This window comes from Thioalkalivibrio sp. ALE10, assembly GCF_000381385.1.
In the GTDB taxonomy this organism is placed as follows: Bacteria; Pseudomonadota; Gammaproteobacteria; order Ectothiorhodospirales; family Ectothiorhodospiraceae; genus Thioalkalivibrio.
This window is the reverse complement of record NZ_KB906450.1, coordinates 425,634-443,253: the sequence shown is the minus strand read 5'-3', so window position 1 is coordinate 443,253 and position 17,620 is coordinate 425,634. Positions and strand designations below refer to the sequence as shown.

Genomic DNA, 17,620 nt, shown 5'->3' with positions numbered 1-17,620 from the left:
CAGGCATGGACGCCGGAGTCTGGCCCCGGCCGCACGGTGCGTCAAACCAGCGTGAATCACGTCAACAGTTTCGCGATGGTGCGCACATCGTCGAGCACGCCCGGCGAGGCCTCGAGGAACACCGGCACCGTCCCGGCGGGGCTGCATCCGGCCAGTGCCTCCACCAGCACGCGCCAGCCGGCGGGATCCGGCTCGCCCGCAGGACGCAGACGCCAGAGCCCCGGCCCCTCGCCGGCATGGAGCTGCGGGTACCAGATCGCCTCGTCCACCCCGGGCAACCCCACGGATTCGCCCGGACCTGTCGCCTGCAGGCGTTCCAGGCCCGCGCCCCGCAGCCCGGCAACCGCCGCCTCGACGGCCGCCCCCGGCTCGAACGCGACCCCCTCGAGACGCTCGCCGAGGGTCGCGGCGAGGCGGGCCAGAGCGGCGGTCCCCGCCTCCGCGGGCACGTCCGCGGGCCAGCTGACGGTCACGCGCAGGTTGAGCGGCACGGCGTCGTCCCAGTCCCCGAACGGAGCGGAGAGCGCCCCGTCGGCCCCCAGCACCCCGGGCACGAACACCCGCGAACGAAAATGGCCGAGATAGGCCAGCTGCCAGTCCAGCGGCAGACTGGCCGGGAAATACCCGTCCCAGGCCGGCGTACCCGGCCGGGCGACCGCGGCCGGCTGAAGCTGCACGCGCCTCCCTTCGGTTGCCGCGTCCGATGGATCTCCTGCCGTCATGTATCTCCCCCGTTGCGACTTGCCAGCACCCCGGTGGCGCGGCACAGTTTCCCGATGCACTTCGACCTCTTCCACGAGATCTCGGTCCCCGAATTCCTCGGTATCGACGAACACCGCGCGATCGAGGACACCCTGGCGCTGTGGGATCTCGCCGACACCCTCGGATTCAACACCGCGTGGCTGGTGGAACACCACCTGATGCCGGAGTTCTCGCATTCCACCGCGCCGGATCTCGTGCTCGCCGCGGCCAGCCAGCGCACCCGGAACCTGCGCCTGGGCCTGGGGGTCGTGCCTCTGCCCTATCACCACCCGCTGCGGGTCGCGCAGCGCGTCGGCATGCTCGACCAGCTCTCCGGGGGACGCCTGGAGCTGGGCATCGGCCGCGGCTTCTCGCCGCCGGAATATGCCACATTCGGCGCCGAGATGAGCGAAGGCCGCGCCCGTGTGGATGCCGGACTGGACGCCCTGCGCCAGGCCTTCGCCACCGGCCGCATCACCCAGCACGGGCCCTTCCACCACCTCGACGACGTCCCGGTGATGCCGGCAACGCTGCAGGACCCGCACCCGCCGCTGTGGACCGCCGCGGTCAGTCCCGAGTCGTTCACCTGGGCGGCGCAGCAGGGCATCGGTGCGCTGGCCGGCCCGTTCAAGCCGTGGCAGATGATCCGCGAGGACATCCGCCTGTATCGCGAGGGCTGGGCCCATGCCGCCGGCGACACCCCGCACCCGCCCCGGGTCGGCATGACCCTCGGCGTGCTGTGCCTGCCGGACGGCAAGCGTGCCCGACGCGAGGCCAAGCCCGCGTTCGAATGGTTCTACCGCAACATGTTCCGGCAGACCCTGCCGGTGCTGGAACGTCTGATCGAGGGCTACGACTACTACCGCTCGCTGGGCCGCTTCCGCCACCTGGTCAAGGCCGGGATCAATCTGAAGATCCTCGACATGCTGGGCATGACGCTGGTCGGCACCCCCGAGGAATGCCGCGAGCGCATCGAGGCCCTGCGCGAGTCGGGCGTGGACCACCTGCTGCTGGCCTTCGGCGCCGGGGCCGTGCGGCGCGAACTGGCGGAGGAGTCCATGCGCTGCTTCGCCGAAGAGGTCATGCCGGAATGCCTCGATGGCCCCGCCCCGACCCGATAACCGCATGCGCGTGGCCGTCACCGGTGCGGCGGGTCGCATCGGCCGGGTCCTGCTGCCCGAACTGCTGCACACCCCGGAGGTGGAGCGGATCATTGCCCTGGATCGCGAACCGGCGGACTTCCCCGGGGCCGCGACCCTGCCGGCGGACCGCTACGACCTGCGCCAGAAGGATCTGGCGCAACTGACGCCCGAAGACCTCGCCGGGACCGATACCCTGGTGCACCTGGCCTTCCAGCTGATGGGCGGGCACGGCGGACGCCGGCGCCACGACCGCGACTGGGTGCGCCGGCAGAACGTAGACCTGTCGCGGTCGGTCTTCGCGGCCGCCGCGCAGGCCGGTGTGCGCCATGTGGTGTTCCTCTCCAGCGCCGCGGTCTACGGCCCGTGGCCGGACTCGCCCGTCCCCCTGAGCGAGGACCAGCCGCCGCGCCCGCGCTTCCCCTACGCCGAGGACAAGGTCGCCACCGAACAGGCCCTGGAGGCCACGGACCGCGAGCATCCGGAGCTGGTGACCACCGTGCTGCGGCCGCCCGCGGTGGTCGGGCCACATGCCCACCCGTTGCTGCAACGGATCGCCCGCAGCCGCCTTCACCCCGCCGGGATCGACGCACCGGTGCAGATCCTGTGGGAGGAGGACGCCGCGCGAGCGATCGCCGCCGCAGTCGCCCGCCGTGCCCCGGGCTGCTTCAACCTGGGCACCGAACCGGTGTGGTCGCTGCGCGCCATGGCCCGTCACGGTCGGCGCCTGACCCTGCCGGTGCCCGCCGGCCTCATCCGCAGACTGCACCCGCTGGCCTGGCGCCTGAGCGCGCGCGCCGGCGACCCGGGCTGGGTGCGCGGGCTCGACGGCCCGCTGGTCCTGGACTGCACGCGCGCACGCCGGGAACTCGACTGGCAACCCCGGGTCACGACCCCGGAGTGCCTCGAGCGCCTGCGGGTCGGCAATCGATAGGGGGCGACCGGACCACGCATGCTGCTGCCGCTGCTCGCCGTCGTCGGTGGTCTCGTGCTGCTCGCCGCCAGTGCCGATCGCTTCGTGTTCGGCGCCGCCGGCCTGGCGCGCGGGCTCGGGGTCTCGCCGGTGCTGATCGGCCTTACCGTAGTCGCCTTCGGCACTTCGGCCCCGGAGATCATCGTCTCGCTGCTGGCCAGCCTGCAGGGAGCGCCGGGGCTGGCGGTGGGCAACGCGATCGGCTCGAACATCGCCAACCTGGGACTGGTACTCGGGCTGGCCGCCCTGATCACCCCGATCGTCGCCGGTCACGGGCTGGTACGACGCGAACTGCCACTGTTGCTGCTGGCCACGCTCGGCGTGCTGTTGCTGCTGCTGGACGGCCGGCTGGCGCGGGCGGAAGGGGTGATCATGCTGGCCGGCCTGATCGCGGTCGTGGTCTGGATGATCCGCGCGGCCCGCCACCCCGGTGCGCCCCCGGAGTCCGACCCCGGGCTGGCCCCGCCCCCGCCGGCGGCCACGCCCGGCGGTCTCCCGACCGCCCTGGGGTGGCTCGCCGGCGGTCTGGTGGTGCTGCTGGCGAGCAGCCAGGCGCTGGTCTGGGGGGCAGTCGAGATCGCCACCGCCCTGGGAGCCGGCGAACTGCTGATCGGCCTGACCCTGGTCGCGATCGGCACCAGTCTGCCGGAGCTGGCCACCACCGTGGCCAGCGCGCTGCGGCGCGAAACCGGCATGGCCCTCGGCAACGTCGTCGGCTCCAATCTGTTCAACCTGCTGGCGGTGCTGGCGGTACCCGCCCTGATCGCGCCACTGGCGGTGGAACCCGCAGTGCTGACCCGTGACTATCCGGTGATGCTGGGCCTGACGGTGGCGGTGCTGCTGGCCGCCCGCTTCGGCGCCGGCCGCATCACCCGCTGGCACGGGGCCCTTCTCCTGCTGGCCTTCAGCGGCTACCTTGTGAGTCTCGCAATCACGGCACCGGCATGGATCTGAACCCCGAAACCACCCGCAAGCTCGCCCTCGCGGTCCTCGAAAATGAGGCCGACGCGGTGCGCGGCCTCACCGCGCGCATCGACGACGCCTTCCTCGCGGCCTGCCGGCACATCCTCGCCTGTCGCGGGCGGGTGGTGGTTACCGGCATGGGCAAGTCCGGCCACATCGGCAGCAAGCTGGCGGCCACCCTCGCCTCCACCGGCACGCCGGCGTTCTTCGTGCATCCGGGCGAGGCCAGCCACGGCGATCTCGGCATGATCACCCGCGACGACGTAGTGATCGCCCTGTCGAACTCCGGCGAGACCGACGAGATCCTCACCATCCTGCCGCTGATCCGACGCCTGGACGTCCCGCTGATCGCGATGACCGGCAACCCCGGCTCGCGCCTGGGCACCGATGCCAGCGTACACCTGGATGTCAGCGTGGAACACGAGGCCTGCCCGCTGGGGCTGGCGCCGACCTCCAGCACCACCGCGGCCCTGGCGATGAGCGATGCCCTGGCGGTGGCGGTGCTGGATGCGCGCGGCTTCACCGCCGACGATTTCGCGCGTTCGCACCCCGGCGGGCGCCTCGGGCGGCGCCTGCTGATCCACGTCGGCGACATCATGCATACCGGCGAGGCGATCCCGCGCATCGCACCAGACGCGCCGCTGAAGGATGCGCTGTTCGAGATCACCCGCAAGGGACTGGGACTGGTGATCGTCAGCGACGCCGACGCGCGAATCCTGGGGGTCTTCACCGACGGCGACCTGCGCCGCACCCTGGACCGGGGCGAGAGCCTGGAGACGCTGACCATTGGCGAGGTGATGACCCGGGGCGGGCACACCGCCCGCGCCGACTGGCTGGCCGCGGAGGCCCTGGAGGTGATGGAAAGCCGCCGCATCAACGCCCTCCCGGTCGCCGATGCGGACGGCCGGCTGCAGGGGGTGATCAACATGCACGACCTGCTGCGCGCGGGGGTGGCCTGATGCATGACGACATCGATCTCGCCGGCCTGCAGCGCGGCACCCGACTGCTGATCCTGGACGTCGACGGCGTGCTGACCGACGGCGCGCTGTTTCTCGGCGACGGTGGCGAACAGTACAAGGCCTTCCACAGCCGCGACGGCCACGGCCTGCGCATGGCCATGGACGAAGGCCTGGAGGTCGCGATCCTGACCGGGCGGCAGTCGGCGGTCGTCGAACATCGCCTGCAGGATCTGGGCATCCGCCACTGCATCCAGGGCCGGCGGGACAAGGGGGAGGCACTGGCACAGCTGCTGCAGCAGACCGGGCACCGCGCCGACGAGGCCGCGTTCGTCGGCGACGACGTGGTCGATCTGCCGGCGATGCGCCGGGTTGGCCTGGGCATCGCGGTCGGCGACGCCCATCCGTTCGTGCGCCAGCACGCGCAATGGGTCACCACGGCCGGTGGCGGGCGCGGCGCGGTCCGCGAAGTCTGCGAGGACCTGCTGGCTGCACGCGGCCGCCTTGAGGCCGTGCTCGAAAGCTACCTGCACGCATGACCCCGGATCCGCGCCGCGCCCCGCTCGCCGCCCGGCTGCTGGCCGCCGGATGCCTGCTCGCCGGGCCGGCAGCGGCCGAGCCGCCCGCCGAACCCGCGGCCGACGCGGAACCCACGCTGCAGATCGAGGGGTTTACCGCGCATGTCACCGGCGAGGACGGGCGGCCCACCCACCGCCTGCAGGGGTCGCGGCTGCGCGAATACGACCGGGATGCGGTCCAGTTCATCGATGACCCGGAGCTGGATCTGCTGGACCAACGGGGCCTGAACTGGACCTGGCGCGCCCCGCGCGCGGCACATCAGCCCGATCGCGAACTCCTGCATACCTTCGGCCACACCCGCGGCGTGCGCCCCGAACGCGACGCGCGCGTACGCACGGTGATCGAGTCGCGCGACGTGCGCGTGGCGCTGGACACCCGGCTGACAACCTCGTCGGCCCCGAGCACCCTGGAACAGCCGGGACTGTTCCAGCGGGGCACCGGCCTGCGCGCCGACCCGCAAGCGGATACCATTGAGCTGCTCGCCGAGGTCTACACGCTGTACAGCGACCTGCCGCAGGAGGACCGCCCGGAATGAACCCGGCCACAACCGAACATCGCCGCGCGGGCATCCGTCGACCGGCCCTGCTGCTTGCCGTGACGGGGGTACTCGCACTGTTCCTGGCGGCCCCGCCGGCGACCGGCCGCGAGGATGCCCTGCCGGTGGAGATCACCGCGGACCACGCCGAGATGGACGAGCGCGCGGGCACCGGAACCTACACGGGCGACGTGATCGTGGTGCGCGGCGATGCCACCCTGGAAGCGGACCGCGTCATCGTGCACATGCGCGAGCGCCGTCCCTACGAGATCGAGGCCCACGGCGAGCCCGCACGCCTGGAGTCGCCCGATCCCGAGACCGGCGAGACGCGCATCGCCGAGGGGCTGCGCATCGACTATTTCCTCGACGAGGAACGCGTGATCCTGACCGAACGGGCGCGCGTCATCACCGCCGCCGAGGATGCCCGCGGGCAGCGCATCACCTACGATCTCGAACGCGACGTGATCCGCGCCGAACGCGGCGACACCGACGACGAGCGCGTGCACATCCGCCTGCAGCCACGCGAGGACGATCCATGAGCCCCGGGGCCGACGGCCATCTCGTCGCCCGCGAGCTGAGCAAGCGCTATGGCCAGCGTACCGTGCTGGACGCGATGGATGTCGACCTGGTGCCCGGCGAAGTGGTCGGCCTGCTGGGACCCAACGGAGCCGGCAAGACCACCTGCTTCTACAGCCTGGTCGGACTGATCCGGCCCAATACCGGGCGCATCACCCTGGGCGGGCGCGACATCACCCGGGCGCCCATCCACGAACGCGCCCGCGCCGGGCTGGGCTATCTGCCCCAGGAGGCCTCGATCTTTCGCCGCCTGTCGGTCGAGGACAACCTGCAGGCAGTGCTGGAACTGCGCCCGGAACTCGACCGCCACGAGCGCCGCCGCATCGGCGACGCCCTGATCGAGGAATTCCAGCTGGAGACCGTGCGCCACAGCCCCGGGATCGCGCTGTCCGGAGGCGAGCGGCGGCGCGCCGAGATCGCCCGCGCGCTGGCCGGCGATCCGCAGTTCATCTGTCTGGACGAACCGTTTGCCGGGGTCGATCCGATCTCGGTCGGCGAGATCCAGGCAGTCATCCGCCACCTGGCCGAACGCGGCATCGGCGTACTAATCTCGGATCACAACGTACGCGAGACCCTGGGTATCTGCCATCGCGCGTACATCCTCAGCGAGGGGCGCCTGCTGAGCGCGGGCACGCCGGACGAACTGCTGGCCGACGCCCGCGTGCGCGAGGTCTACCTCGGCGAAAACTTCCGCCTGTGACACCGACCGCCGCACCCGGACGGTGCACAAGCCCGCAGCAAGGGATTACTATTCACTTATGGTGACCAACGCCTTTCCCAACTCATGCTGAAGCCCGGGCTGAATCTGCAGCTCGGTCAGACGCTGACCATGACGCCGCAGCTGCAGCAGGCCATCCGGCTGCTGCAGCTGTCGACGCTGGAGCTCCAGGCCGAGATCCAGCAGGCGCTGGAAAGCAATCCCATGCTGGAACAGGCCGAGGATGACGAACTCGGTGCCGACGCGGGGGACACCGCGGACACTGCCAGCGACGCGAACACCGACGACGGCGAGAGCGGCAGCGACGCCGCCGGCACCGGCGAAACGGTGGATGCCGGCGGCTCGGAGGACGTCATCCCCGACGAGCTGGTGACCGACAGCCGCTGGGAAGACATCTACGACGCCAGCGCCAGCCCGCGCGGTCCGGACGACCGCGACCCGCTGGAGAACACCTCGGACGACGACGGCGGCGGGCTGCAGGATCACCTGCTGTGGCAGCTGCATCTGTCGCACCTGACCCCGCGCGACCAGCGCATCGGCGCCGCCCTGATCGACACCATCAACGGCGACGGCTACCTCGAGGGCGACGTCGAGACCCTGGCCGAGACCATCAGCCGGAGTGAAGAACCCCCCGTCGACACCGACGAGGTCGAGGCCGTACGCCACTGGTTGCAGCACTGCGACCCGCTGGGGGTCGGTTCGCTGGATCTGCGCGAGTGCCTGGAGGTCCAGCTGGGTGAGCTGGCGCCGGACGCGCCCTCGCGCGAGGCGGCGCGCGCGGTCCTGGAACACGGCATGGACGCCCTTGCCCGGCGTGACTACAAGGCCCTGCAGCGCCAGAGCGGCGTACGCGATGGCGACGAACTGGCCGCGGCGCTGGACCTGATCCGCACGCTGAACCCGCGCCCCGGCGCCCAGATCAGCGAGACACCGCCGGAATACGTGGTCCCGGATGTCTACGTGCGTCATACCGACCGGGGCTGGCAGGTCGACCTGAATCCCGAGATCGCCCCGCGCATTCGCATCAACGACCTCTACGCCGGCATGGTCCGCCAGGTCTCCGATGCCCGCGACAGCGCCTTCATGCGCGATCAGCTGCAGGAGGCGCGATGGTTCATCAAGAGCCTGCACAGCCGCAACGACACCCTGCTGCGCGTGGCGCGCGCGATCGTCGAACGCCAGCAGGGGTTCCTGGAACACGGCGAGGTGGCGATGCAGCCGCTGATCCTGCGCGACATCGCCGAAGCCCTGGAGATGCACGAGTCCACGATCTCGCGGGTGACCACGCAGAAATACATGCACACCCCCCGCGGGGTGTTCGAATTCAAGTATTTCTTCTCCAGTCACGTGGGCACCAGCGACGGCGGGGAATGCTCCGCGACCGCGATTCGTGCCATGATCCGCGAACTCATCGAAGAGGAAACGCCGGGCAAACCGCTCAGCGATTCCCGCCTCGCCCAGATCCTCGCGGATCGGGGCATCAACGTGGCCCGGCGTACCGTGGCCAAATACCGGGAGGGCATGAACCTGCCATCCTCCAGCGAACGCCGCCAGATGGCCGCCATGCCGACCGGAAGCAAACCGAAAGGAGCCTGACCCATGCAGATCAATCTCACCGGACACCACGTCGACATCACCGACGCCCTGCGCGACTACGTCAACGAGAAATTCCAGAAGCTGGAACGCCACTTCGACAAGGTGATCGACGTGCACGTGGTGCTGAACCACGAGAAGACGCAGAAGCTGCACAACAAGGCGGAAGCGAATCTGCAGGTCAGCGGCAACCACATCCACGCCGAGGCCAGCCACGATGACATGTACGCCGCCATCGACGGCCTGATCGACAAGGTCGACCGCCAGCTGATCAAGCACAAGGAGAAGGTCAAGGATCATCATCGCGCCGAGGGCGCCCAGCGCAACCGCGAACAGCCCCAGTAAGCCGATGAATCCGGCCGAGCTCATCACCCCGGAGCGCATCGGACTGGAAACCGACTGCTCCAGCAAGAAACGAGCGCTGGAAACCCTCGCCGATCTGCTGGTGGACGGGGCCGCGGACGGACTGGCGGCCAGTGCCGCGTTCGAAGCCATGTCGGCCCGCGAAAAACTGGGCTCCACCGGGCTCGGCCATGGCGTGGCGATCCCGCACGGCCGTCTCGCCGAGCTGGATACGCCCCGCATCGCGGTCCTGCGTCTGGATCAGGGCGTGGATTTCGAAGCCATGGACCACGAACCGGTGGACATCCTGATCGCCCTGCTGGTGCCGGAAGAGGCCACCAGCGAACACCTGGACCTGCTGGCCCAGCTCGCGCGCGGGCTGTCGCAGCCGGACACCCTCGCCGGCATCCGGCGCGCCGCGGACAGCGCGGGGGTCCAGCAGGCCCTCAGCCGGGCGCTGGGAGACACCTGACCATGGCCGACCGGGCGGAAGCGGCAGCCGACGGCACCGCGAGCAACATCACCATCGCCGCGCTCACGCGGGCGATGGGGAGCCGTCTGGATCTGCGCTACGTCCACGGAGAGGAAGCCGCGGGCGACCGCGAACTCCTGGGATTCGGCGATGGCGACCTGCCGCTGGCCGGCCACCTGAACCTGATCCGCCCCAACCGCATCCAGGTCATCGGCGACTACGAGGCCCGCTACATCGCCGGCCTGTCCGACGAGCAGCGTGACCACCTGGTGCTGGAAATGGCCCGCACGGGCACCACCATGGTGATCTTCGCCGAGGACACCTGCCCGTTCCCGCGCATGCCGCACACAGGTGACGACCCGCTGCCGGTGATCCTGTGCACGCGCACCTCATCGCACGAAGTCATCGCGCTGCTGCGCTATTTCCTGCAGCAGCGCCTCGCCCATTTCGAGGTGCGCCACGGGGTGTTCATGGAGATCCTCGGGATCGGCGTGCTGATCTCGGGGGCTTCCAGCGTCGGCAAGAGCGAGGTCGCACTCGAGCTGATCTCGCGTGGCCACCGGCTGATCGCCGATGATGCCCCCGAGTTCGCGCGCATTGCCCCGGATATCGTGCGCGGACACTGCCCCGCCCTGCTCCAGGACCTGCTCGAGGTGCGCGGCCTGGGCGTGCTCAACATCCGCGCGATGTACGGCGACTCGGCGATCAAGGGCGGCAAGTATCTGCGCCTGATCATCGATCTGCGCGATCACAACGAGCCCTCGCCGGTGCCGGACGACCGCCTGAACGGGCGCCGCGGCGAGAGCGAGATCCTCGGCCTGCGCATCCCGCTGATCAGCCTGCCGGTGGCGCCGGGGCGCAACATCGCGGTCATGATCGAGGCCGCGGTCCGCAATCACCTGCTGCACATGCAGGGCTACATCGCCGGGGACGATCTGCGCGCCCGCCAGCGGCGCCAGATGGGCGAGGATCAGCAGGAGGAATCCATCTTCCACATCGGCGGGCCCAGCACCACGGTTCCCAACCCCGATCCCGAGGGCTGACCCACATGCGTCTGCTGCTGGTCAGTGGTCTGTCGGGTTCCGGCAAGACCGTCGCCCTGCATACCCTGGAGGACGCCGGCTACTTCTGTGTCGACAACCTGCCGCTGCCGATGCTGCCGGAACTGGTGGAGAAGGTCCGCAGCGGTCATTACGACACCGGCGGTGACCGCCATCTGGCCGTGGGCGTGGACGTCCGTTCGGGCCTCGACGCCCTCAGCGGATTCGGCCAGCTGCTGGGCGAGCTGCGTGGATCGGGCCTGGAGGTCGAGGTGCTGTTCCTCAATGCCTCCGACGAGGTCCTGCTGCGTCGCTACCACCTGACCCGCAGACGCCATCCGCTGGCACGCGACGGCATCCCGCTGGTGGAAGCGATCGGCATGGAACGGACCTGGCTGGGGCACGTGGCGGTGGAGGCCGACCTGACCGTGGACACCAGCCGGCTGTCGATGCACGACCTCGCGCGCACGCTCCGGGCCCGGGTCGGCAGCCGCGAGACCGCCGGCCTGTCGCTGCTGTTCCAGTCCTTCGGCTTCAAGCACGGCTCGCCGCTGGATTCCGATTTCGTGTTCGACGTGCGCTGTCTGCCCAACCCCTACTACGAGCGCGAACTGGCGCCACTGACCGGGCTGGATCCGGCGGTAGCGCATTTCCTCGACAGCCATGGCGAGGTCGGGGCGATGTTCGACTCCATCCACGGCTTCCTCGACACCTGGATCCCGCGGCTGGTGGCGGACCATCGCAGCTATGCCACGGTCTCCATCGGCTGTACCGGCGGGCGCCACCGCTCGGTCTACCTTGTGGAACGGCTGGCAGCTGCGTGGCGCGAACGGGAACATGTTACTGTTAGCACCCGTCATCGCGAGCTCGATTCTCTCTCCCCTGAAACGGAGTAGTTCCATGGGCGTCGGTCTGATCCTGATCACGCATCAAAACCTGGGCGATACACTCCTGCAGACCGCGCAGAGCATGCTGGGAGACCTGCCCGAGGACTGCGAGTCCATGGCGATGTCGCAAAGCGACGATCCGGACGATATCCAGGCGCAGGCCCGCGCCCGCATGGAGACCCTCGACAGCGGTGCCGGTGTGCTGGTCCTGACCGACATGTTCGGCTCCACGCCGGCCAACGTGGCCAGCCGCGTGGCGCGCGGACACAACGCGCGCGTGATCGCGGGCGTCAACCTGCCGATGCTCGTCCGCGTACTCAACTACCGCCATCTGCCCCTGAGCGAACTGGTCAACAAGGCGCTGTCCGGGGGCCATGACGGAATCCTTCTCTGCGACCAGGAATCCAGCGATGCCGCAGCGCGCAGTTCCCATCGTTAACCGGCTGGGCATGCATGCCCGGGCCGCCGCGAAGTTCGTCAGCCTCGCCAGTCAATACACCGCCGATGTCACCGTCGCCCGCAACGATCAGGAAGTGAACGGCAAGAGCATCATGGGGGTGATGATGCTGGCCGCCGCCCAGGGCTCGGAGATCACCATCCGGACCGACGGCGCGGAGGATGCCGAGGCGGCGCTGGATGCCCTGACCGAACTGGTCGCCGACCGCTTCGGCGAGGAATCCTGAGGCTCATACCCCCAGAAGACCGCCGGCCAGGGCGAACCACAGCGGCAGGGTAACCAGCGAAAGGGCCGTGGTCAGGGTCACCGCGGCCGCGTACAGCCCCGTATCCAGCCCGAAGCGGTCACAGAACACCAGTCCCAGCACCATCGCCGGCATGGCCGCCTCCAGCACCGTTCCGGTCGCGGGGATCCCCTCCATCCCCAGCAGCCACACCAGTCCCAGCGCCACCGCCGGCGCCAGCAGCAGCTGGATCCCCACGACGACCGCCAGCGGTCGCGCGTCGTGTCCGTGAAAGCGGTGGAACACCAGTGCCAGGCCCAGCGCGAACAGCATCAGCGGCGACACCGAATCCGCCAGCAGTCCCAGCCACTCCTCCAGCCAGACCGTCTGCGGCACCCCGCCCAGGTTCAGGGTGACACCGGCGAGGGCGGCCCAGATCGACGGCACCGACAACAGGCCGCGCAACGGATGCACCGCCGGCATGCGACCATCGCCGTAGCGACGCGCGAGAACCACGCCCAGGGTCAGCACCAGCGGCAGGCAGGCGAACAGGTCGTACTGGATGGCCACCGCGCGCCCCGCCTCGCCGAACAGACTGTCGAGGATCGGCAGGCCCAGATAGGTCGCGTTGGGCCAGGCAGCGGCCAGCAGCATCGCGCCCACCGCGGCGCGGTCGGCAGTGCATGCTCGGCACGCACCGGCAGTAACGGCCAGGGTGATCAGGACCGTCGCCCCGGCGACCAGGGCGATGCGGACCGAGTCCAGACCCAGCGGTGCGGTCCACAGGACCTGCAGCACCAGCGCGGGCAGCAGCAGGTAATAGACGAGCGTGGTGAGGACCCGGCGGGCGGTTTCGGCATCCAGACCGCCGGGCTGCAGGATCCGCCAGCCGACCCCGGCAACGATCAGGGCCCCCATCTGGGTCATCACGCTGAACACGGGGGGAGGGACCTCGTCGGCTTGTCAGGGTCGGTTCGAGTGGCGGACGGAGCGGCCCGGGAACGGGCCGCGGGAGGTCAGGTTATTGCGGCAGGTGCCGGACTCAGGCGTTGCCGCCGGCCTGCTGCTCCTGTTCCTGCTGCTGCTTTTCGATGTCGGCGCGCACGGCCTCCATGTCCAGCTCGCGCACCTTGCCCAGCACCTCGTCCAGCTGCGCCGCGGACAGCACGCCGGGCTGCGAGAACACGATGACCTGCTCGCGGAAGATCATCAGGGTCGGGATGGACCGGATCTGGAAGGCCCCGGCGATGCCCTGCTCCTCGTCGGTGTTGACCTTGGCGAAGACGACGTCGTCGTGCTTGTTCGAGGCTTCCTCGAAGGTCGGCGCGAACTGCTGGCACGGGCCGCACCACGGCGCCCAGAAATCCAGGATGACGATGTCATTCCCGGTGATGGTGGATTCGAAGTTGTCCTGCGTGAGTTCCTGAACGGCCATGATCGGCTCCGGCTTGAAATTACGGCCCTTTACCTTAACAGGCCGCCCGGATGCTGTCAGGGAGACGACTGCGCGAGCATGGCCGCCCGCAGACGCTCGAGACGATCGATCGGATCATCGGATTCGAGCAGCGACTGTTTGATCCCGAGATCCACCGGCAGCAGCTCGGCAAGCCGCCCGGCCACCCAGGCCGAATCATCCAGGTGCCGTTCGAGGTGCGACCAGGGCGTGCCCAGCTGATCCAGCAGACGCTCCAGCAGATCGGCCAGCGATGCATAGTCCACCGGCAGGCTGACCGCCGGCCATTCGTCCAGCGGCTCCACCTCGCCCAGCCACAGTCCGTCATCTCCGCGCCGCGGGTTGTGGATCTGCTGGCGCTGCGCCCCCTTGGCGAGGATCCCCAGCAGACCGTCGGAGCGCTGGTCCCAGTCGATGATGCGCGCCTCGGTGCCCACTGCATGGAACCCCACCGTCGGATCCGATTCGTCCGGCGGCTCTTCGCCCTCGGCGGGCGGCTCGATCGCCACCACCACGAAGCCGCTGTCGTCGCGCAGGCAGCCACGCACCATGTCGAGATAGCGCGTTTCGAAGATCCGCAACGGCAGCAGACCACCCGGGAACAGTACGGTGTTCAGCGGAAACAGCGGAAGCGTCTTCATTCGGGGCCGTCCTCTCCGGCTTGGCCATGCCCGGCCCCCCAGCGGGGACCCAGTGCGTGTTCGATCTGCAGGTGATCCAGGACCCGCGCCACCATGAAATCGATCAGGTCCTGCAGACCTTCGGGGCGATGGTAGAACGCCGGATTGGCCGGCATCACCACGGCGCCCATGCGGGTCAGGCGCAGCATGTTCTCCAGATGGATCTCGGAGAACGGGGTCTCGCGCACCACCAGGATCAGGCGGCGGCGCTCCTTCAGGACCACGTCGGCGGCGCGTTCGATCAACCCGCGCGAGGCCCCGGTCGCCACCGCCGAGACCGTGGCCGTGGTACAGGGGCACACGACCATGGACTCGGGGGCCGCCGAGCCGCTGGCCACCGGGGCGGTCCACTGATCCGGGCCGTAACACTGGATCTGACCCGGCGCGGCAGCGTAGCGTTCACTGAAGAACCGGGCGATCTCCGCCGGCCGCCCGGGCACGCCGAGGTCGGTCTCCATCCCGAGCACCACCTGCCCCGGCTTCGACACCATCAGATGCACTTCGACCCCGGCCTGCACCAGACACTCCAGCAGGCGCAGGCCATAGGGAGCCCCCGACGCGCCGGTCAGGGCCAGGGCGATGCGCCGACTCATGACCGCTCCTCCCGCAGGCGGTCGATCAGGCGCTGATGCAGCCCGCCAAAACCGCCGTTGCTCATGATCACCAGGGTGTCGCCGGGTCGCAGGCCGTCCAGCAGCCCCTGCAGCAGCTCATCCACCGACGCCGCCACCGTCAGGCGTTCTTCCAGGCGGGTGCGCAGCGGACCGATGGCCCAGTCCAGGTCGGGTGGCCGGTACAGGTGCACGCCGTCGGCGCGATCCAGGGCATCGCCCAGCGCACCCGCGTGCACCCCCATGCGCATGGTGTTGGACCGGGGCTCCAGCGCCACCAGCAGGCGCCCGCCCTCGTCCAGTCCGCCGCGCAGACCCTCGAGGGTCATGCGGATGGCGGTGGGGTGATGGGCGAAGTCATCCAGGACCCGGACCCCGGCGATCTCCGCGCGCAGTTCCTGGCGTCGACGGACCCCGCGAAACTCCGGCAGCGCCGCGAGCCCGGTGGTCAGCGGCACGCCGGCGTGGCGGGCCGCGGCCAGCGCCGCCAGGGCATTGGCCTGGTTGTGCCGACCGCACATCGACCATTCAACGCGACCACACGGCTGTTCGTTTTCCAGGACCTCGAAGCAGCGCCCGTCGGCAGACAGCGAGCGAGCGCTCAGCGCGACCGGCGAGTCTGCGGGGCCATCCTCGCCGGTCGCGAGCCGCTCCACCGGTGTCCAGCAGCCGGACTCCAGCACGCGTTCCAGCGCGGCGTCCCCGGCGGGCATCAGGATCTTGCCCTGGCCCGGCACGGTGCGCACCAGATGATGAAACTGACGCTCGATCGCCTGCAGATCCGGGTAGATGTCGGCGTGATCGTACTCGAGGTTGTTCAGCACCAGGGTCCGTGGTCGGTAATGGACGAACTTGGCGCGCTTGTCGAAGAACGCACTGTCGTATTCGTCCGCCTCGATCACGAAGAACGGCGAATCGCCGAGACGCGCGCTCACGCCGAAGTTGCCGGGGACCCCGCCGATCAGGAACCCCGGCGCCATGCCGGCGTATTCCAGGATCCAGGCCAGCAGCGAGCTGGTGGTGGTCTTGCCGTGGGTCCCCGCGACCGCCAGCACCCAGCGGTCGTGCAGCACGTGCTCCGCCAGCCACTGGGGACCGGAGGTGTACGCCTGCCCGCGGTCCAGCATCGCTTCCACCGCGGGCGTGCCACGGGTCATCACGTTGCCCACCACCACCGGGACGTCCTCGGGCAGGGCTTCGGCCTCGTAACCCGCGTGGTAAGGGATGCCCGCGGCCGCCAGCTGCTCGCTCATGGGGGGATAAAGCGTCTGCGCGTCGGCCCCGCTCACGCGATAGCCGCGGGCGCGCGCCAGCTGCGCCAGCCCGCCCATAAAGGTCCCGCCGATCCCGAGGATGTGCAGATCGGCGGAGCGGTTCATGCCGTCACCGCCCCGGCCACGCCCTGGGTGATCACCGACGAGATCAGGACGAACCCCAGCGCGATCACGACCCCCGCCATGCGGTTCGACAGTTCGAGGGCCTGGTGCAGGATATGGCCATACACGAACAGCAACCAGCCCAGCAGGAGCAACATGCCCAGTACCGCCAGCGGCGGGGCCTCCCCGGCCTCCGGATCAATCGGAGCGACCAGCGTCAGCAACGCCATCAGCAGCCCGAGGATCGCCCCGGTACCCACCATCGCGGTAAAGGTCTGCACCTGGCGCCCGACAAAGCCCTGAAACCGCAGTGCCAGGGCCACGAAGCCGAACAGCACCGCCACATCCACCAGATTCATGACCAGGGCCGCAGTCGCGCCATACATCGGCACGCCGATGGCCAGCCCCACGGCCACCGCGACCCCGATCCAGAACACCGCGAGCGCGGGATCCGCCGGCAGGTCCTGCGGTCCGCGGCGGGCGCGCAGGATGTCCAGCATGACCAGCAGGCCGTTCACTCCCCGGCCTCCATGGCTTCCAGAGCCTCAAGCTCGTCCAGCATCTCCTCGGCCTGCTCGTCGGCCTGGGCGCCACCGGTGAGGAAATCGCGCCGCTGCAGATACGCCCTGCGCATGGCGATGTAGGGGTCATCGGAAAGCTGGTCGATCATGGCCTCGGTGTCGATCAGCCCCGCACGCATGTCGACCACGTCCACCACCACCAGGCCGACCCACAGCGGCGTGCGATCGCGCCGGACGCTGCGGACGTTGCGCGGATCGGTCTGACTGTCGACCAGGCGGGCGGGCGCATCCCGCGCGGTGCTGGGCCCCAGCAGCGGCAGCTGCAGATAGGGCCCGGACGGCACGCCCCAGGCACCGAGGGTCTGGCCGAAATCCTCGTTGTTCTTGTCCAGTCCCATCGGCGAGGCGACGTCGATCAGGCCGGCCAGACCGAACGTGGTGTTGAACATCAGCCGGCTGGTATCCGAGGCCGCGGCGTGCAGCTTGCCCTGCAACAGGTTGTTGAACAGGACCGTCACGTCGTTGAGGTTGGAGAAGAAATTACCGACGCCCGTCTGCACCGGGTCGGGCAGGCGGCGGTACTGCACGGCCGTGGGCCTGAGGATCGCCTGGTCCACCTCCTGGTTGAAGGCGAACATCGCGCGGTTGTAGGACTCCCAGGGATCATCCGGATGGCGGTCCTCGGACGGTACGCTGGCGCAGCCGGCCAGGCCGAGCAGCAGACCGAGCGCCAGCCCGGGCACGACCAGCCACCGCAGCATGCCCCGCGCCGACCCTCGCGGACG

23 protein-coding genes are annotated in these 17,620 nt (G+C 69.7%); 15 read left to right on the top strand and 8 right to left on the bottom strand.

The annotated features are described in order from the left end of the window. Nucleotides 1-56: 56 nt before the first annotated feature. Complete coding sequence (locus tag F788_RS0102185; protein WP_019021451.1) at nucleotides 57-677, bottom strand: hypothetical protein; 621 nt, start codon at nucleotides 675-677, stop codon at nucleotides 57-59. A 99-nt stretch (nucleotides 678-776) separates the two neighbouring features. Between F788_RS0102185 and F788_RS0102180 the strand changes: the two genes are divergently transcribed. From F788_RS0102180 to F788_RS0102110, 15 genes are all read left to right on the top strand, one after another. Beyond that, a complete protein-coding gene (locus F788_RS0102180) occupies nucleotides 777-1,862 on the top strand; it encodes an LLM class flavin-dependent oxidoreductase (RefSeq protein ID WP_026332676.1) in 1,086 nt (361 codons plus the stop codon). A gap of 4 nt (nucleotides 1,863-1,866) precedes the next feature. After that, nucleotides 1,867-2,814, top strand: coding sequence for an NAD-dependent epimerase/dehydratase family protein (locus tag F788_RS0102175; RefSeq protein ID WP_026332675.1), 948 nt, complete (start codon nucleotides 1,867-1,869; stop codon nucleotides 2,812-2,814). Between the two features lie 18 nt (nucleotides 2,815-2,832). Next, a complete protein-coding gene (locus F788_RS0102170) occupies nucleotides 2,833-3,807 on the top strand; it encodes a calcium/sodium antiporter (RefSeq protein ID WP_019589119.1) in 975 nt (324 codons plus the stop codon). After that, complete coding sequence (locus F788_RS0102165) at nucleotides 3,798-4,775, top strand: KpsF/GutQ family sugar-phosphate isomerase (protein ID WP_019589118.1); 978 nt, start codon at nucleotides 3,798-3,800, stop codon at nucleotides 4,773-4,775. Before F788_RS0102170 ends, F788_RS0102165 begins: the two co-directional genes overlap by 10 nt. Next, the gene (locus tag F788_RS0102160) at nucleotides 4,775-5,311 is read left to right on the top strand and encodes an HAD family hydrolase (protein WP_019589117.1); all 537 of its coding nucleotides are present in this window, start codon (nucleotides 4,775-4,777) and stop codon (nucleotides 5,309-5,311) included. The genes F788_RS0102165 and F788_RS0102160 overlap by 1 nt, the downstream gene beginning before the upstream one ends. Beyond that, on the top strand, nucleotides 5,308-5,886 hold the full coding sequence (gene lptC, locus F788_RS0102155; protein WP_019589116.1) for an LPS export ABC transporter periplasmic protein LptC: 579 nt from the start codon (nucleotides 5,308-5,310) through the stop codon (nucleotides 5,884-5,886). The genes F788_RS0102160 and lptC overlap by 4 nt, the downstream gene beginning before the upstream one ends. Then, nucleotides 5,883-6,425 carry a lipopolysaccharide transport periplasmic protein LptA gene (gene lptA, locus F788_RS0102150; protein WP_018869836.1) on the top strand — a complete coding sequence of 181 codons (543 nt, stop codon included), beginning with the start codon at nucleotides 5,883-5,885 and terminating at the stop codon, nucleotides 6,423-6,425. The genes lptC and lptA overlap by 4 nt, the downstream gene beginning before the upstream one ends. After that, nucleotides 6,422-7,162, top strand: coding sequence for an LPS export ABC transporter ATP-binding protein (gene lptB / locus F788_RS0102145; protein ID WP_019589115.1), 741 nt, complete (start codon nucleotides 6,422-6,424; stop codon nucleotides 7,160-7,162). Before lptA ends, lptB begins: the two co-directional genes overlap by 4 nt. A gap of 84 nt (nucleotides 7,163-7,246) precedes the next feature. Beyond that, a complete protein-coding gene (locus F788_RS0102140; RefSeq protein ID WP_019589114.1) occupies nucleotides 7,247-8,776 on the top strand; it encodes an RNA polymerase factor sigma-54 in 1,530 nt (509 codons plus the stop codon). A 3-nt stretch (nucleotides 8,777-8,779) separates the two neighbouring features. Beyond that, complete coding sequence (gene hpf / locus F788_RS0102135; RefSeq protein ID WP_019589113.1) at nucleotides 8,780-9,118, top strand: ribosome hibernation-promoting factor, HPF/YfiA family; 339 nt, start codon at nucleotides 8,780-8,782, stop codon at nucleotides 9,116-9,118. A 4-nt stretch (nucleotides 9,119-9,122) separates the two neighbouring features. Beyond that, nucleotides 9,123-9,587 (top strand): PTS sugar transporter subunit IIA, encoded by a 465-nt coding sequence (locus F788_RS0102130; protein ID WP_019589112.1) that lies wholly within the window; start codon nucleotides 9,123-9,125, stop codon nucleotides 9,585-9,587. Nucleotides 9,588-9,589: 2 nt separating this feature from the next. Next, nucleotides 9,590-10,630 (top strand): HPr(Ser) kinase/phosphatase, encoded by a 1,041-nt coding sequence (gene hprK, locus F788_RS0102125; RefSeq protein ID WP_019570441.1) that lies wholly within the window; start codon nucleotides 9,590-9,592, stop codon nucleotides 10,628-10,630. Between the two features lie 5 nt (nucleotides 10,631-10,635). Further along, on the top strand, nucleotides 10,636-11,523 hold the full coding sequence (gene rapZ, locus F788_RS0102120; RefSeq protein WP_019021463.1) for an RNase adapter RapZ: 888 nt from the start codon (nucleotides 10,636-10,638) through the stop codon (nucleotides 11,521-11,523). A gap of 4 nt (nucleotides 11,524-11,527) precedes the next feature. Beyond that, nucleotides 11,528-11,953 (top strand): PTS sugar transporter subunit IIA, encoded by a 426-nt coding sequence (locus tag F788_RS0102115; protein ID WP_018869829.1) that lies wholly within the window; start codon nucleotides 11,528-11,530, stop codon nucleotides 11,951-11,953. Beyond that, nucleotides 11,925-12,197, top strand: a complete 273-nt coding sequence (locus F788_RS0102110; protein WP_019021464.1) for an HPr family phosphocarrier protein — start codon at nucleotides 11,925-11,927, stop codon at nucleotides 12,195-12,197. The genes F788_RS0102115 and F788_RS0102110 overlap by 29 nt, the downstream gene beginning before the upstream one ends. A 3-nt stretch (nucleotides 12,198-12,200) precedes the next feature. Here F788_RS0102110 and F788_RS0102105 read toward each other — a convergent pair whose 3' ends face one another. From F788_RS0102105 to F788_RS0102075, 7 genes are all read right to left on the bottom strand, one after another. Continuing rightward, on the bottom strand, nucleotides 12,201-13,133 hold the full coding sequence (locus F788_RS0102105; RefSeq protein WP_019589111.1) for an AEC family transporter: 933 nt from the start codon (nucleotides 13,131-13,133) through the stop codon (nucleotides 12,201-12,203). 103 nt (nucleotides 13,134-13,236) lie between these two features. Beyond that, nucleotides 13,237-13,629, bottom strand: coding sequence for a thioredoxin (gene trxA, locus F788_RS0102100; protein ID WP_018869826.1), 393 nt, complete (start codon nucleotides 13,627-13,629; stop codon nucleotides 13,237-13,239). 56 nt (nucleotides 13,630-13,685) lie between these two features. Then, complete coding sequence (locus F788_RS0102095) at nucleotides 13,686-14,288, bottom strand: LON peptidase substrate-binding domain-containing protein (RefSeq protein ID WP_019021466.1); 603 nt, start codon at nucleotides 14,286-14,288, stop codon at nucleotides 13,686-13,688. Further along, a complete protein-coding gene (locus F788_RS0102090) occupies nucleotides 14,285-14,920 on the bottom strand; it encodes a flavin prenyltransferase UbiX (protein ID WP_018869824.1) in 636 nt (211 codons plus the stop codon). Before F788_RS0102090 ends, F788_RS0102095 begins: the two co-directional genes overlap by 4 nt. Further along, on the bottom strand, nucleotides 14,917-16,317 hold the full coding sequence (mpl, locus tag F788_RS0102085) for a UDP-N-acetylmuramate:L-alanyl-gamma-D-glutamyl-meso-diaminopimelate ligase (RefSeq protein WP_019021467.1): 1,401 nt from the start codon (nucleotides 16,315-16,317) through the stop codon (nucleotides 14,917-14,919). Before mpl ends, F788_RS0102090 begins: the two co-directional genes overlap by 4 nt. Next, the gene (locus F788_RS0102080) at nucleotides 16,314-16,832 is read right to left on the bottom strand and encodes a hypothetical protein (protein ID WP_019021468.1); all 519 of its coding nucleotides are present in this window, start codon (nucleotides 16,830-16,832) and stop codon (nucleotides 16,314-16,316) included. The genes mpl and F788_RS0102080 overlap by 4 nt, the downstream gene beginning before the upstream one ends. Further along, nucleotides 16,829-17,596 carry a VacJ family lipoprotein gene (locus F788_RS0102075; RefSeq protein WP_019021469.1) on the bottom strand — a complete coding sequence of 256 codons (768 nt, stop codon included), beginning with the start codon at nucleotides 17,594-17,596 and terminating at the stop codon, nucleotides 16,829-16,831. The genes F788_RS0102080 and F788_RS0102075 overlap by 4 nt, the downstream gene beginning before the upstream one ends. Nucleotides 17,597-17,620: the final 24 nt, after the last annotated feature.

What these genes read in the sequence shown, in the direction of transcription:
- rapZ (WP_019021463.1), top strand. Translation starts at nt 10,636, where the DNA reads ATGCGTCTGCTGCTGGTCAGTGGTCTGTCGGGTTCCGGCAAGACCGTC.
- F788_RS0102090 (WP_018869824.1), bottom strand. Translation starts at nt 14,920, where the DNA reads ATGAGTCGGCGCATCGCCCTGGCCCTGACCGGCGCGTCGGGGGCTCCC.
- F788_RS0102180 (WP_026332676.1), top strand. Translation starts at nt 777, where the DNA reads ATGCACTTCGACCTCTTCCACGAGATCTCGGTCCCCGAATTCCTCGGT.
- F788_RS0102170 (WP_019589119.1), top strand. Translation starts at nt 2,833, where the DNA reads ATGCTGCTGCCGCTGCTCGCCGTCGTCGGTGGTCTCGTGCTGCTCGCC.
- F788_RS0102160 (WP_019589117.1), top strand. Translation starts at nt 4,775, where the DNA reads ATGCATGACGACATCGATCTCGCCGGCCTGCAGCGCGGCACCCGACTG.
- hprK (WP_019570441.1), top strand. Translation starts at nt 9,590, where the DNA reads ATGGCCGACCGGGCGGAAGCGGCAGCCGACGGCACCGCGAGCAACATC.
- F788_RS0102110 (WP_019021464.1), top strand. Translation starts at nt 11,925, where the DNA reads ATGCCGCAGCGCGCAGTTCCCATCGTTAACCGGCTGGGCATGCATGCC.
- F788_RS0102165 (WP_019589118.1), top strand. Translation starts at nt 3,798, where the DNA reads ATGGATCTGAACCCCGAAACCACCCGCAAGCTCGCCCTCGCGGTCCTC.
- lptC (WP_019589116.1), top strand. Translation starts at nt 5,308, where the DNA reads ATGACCCCGGATCCGCGCCGCGCCCCGCTCGCCGCCCGGCTGCTGGCC.
- lptB (WP_019589115.1), top strand. Translation starts at nt 6,422, where the DNA reads ATGAGCCCCGGGGCCGACGGCCATCTCGTCGCCCGCGAGCTGAGCAAG.
- lptA (WP_018869836.1), top strand. Translation starts at nt 5,883, where the DNA reads ATGAACCCGGCCACAACCGAACATCGCCGCGCGGGCATCCGTCGACCG.
- trxA (WP_018869826.1), bottom strand. Translation starts at nt 13,629, where the DNA reads ATGGCCGTTCAGGAACTCACGCAGGACAACTTCGAATCCACCATCACC.
- F788_RS0102175 (WP_026332675.1), top strand. Translation starts at nt 1,867, where the DNA reads ATGCGCGTGGCCGTCACCGGTGCGGCGGGTCGCATCGGCCGGGTCCTG.
- F788_RS0102075 (WP_019021469.1), bottom strand. Translation starts at nt 17,596, where the DNA reads ATGCTGCGGTGGCTGGTCGTGCCCGGGCTGGCGCTCGGTCTGCTGCTC.
- F788_RS0102140 (WP_019589114.1), top strand. Translation starts at nt 7,247, where the DNA reads ATGCTGAAGCCCGGGCTGAATCTGCAGCTCGGTCAGACGCTGACCATG.
- F788_RS0102115 (WP_018869829.1), top strand. Translation starts at nt 11,528, where the DNA reads ATGGGCGTCGGTCTGATCCTGATCACGCATCAAAACCTGGGCGATACA.
- F788_RS0102095 (WP_019021466.1), bottom strand. Translation starts at nt 14,288, where the DNA reads ATGAAGACGCTTCCGCTGTTTCCGCTGAACACCGTACTGTTCCCGGGT.
- hpf (WP_019589113.1), top strand. Translation starts at nt 8,780, where the DNA reads ATGCAGATCAATCTCACCGGACACCACGTCGACATCACCGACGCCCTG.
- mpl (WP_019021467.1), bottom strand. Translation starts at nt 16,317, where the DNA reads ATGAACCGCTCCGCCGATCTGCACATCCTCGGGATCGGCGGGACCTTT.
- F788_RS0102130 (WP_019589112.1), top strand. Translation starts at nt 9,123, where the DNA reads ATGAATCCGGCCGAGCTCATCACCCCGGAGCGCATCGGACTGGAAACC.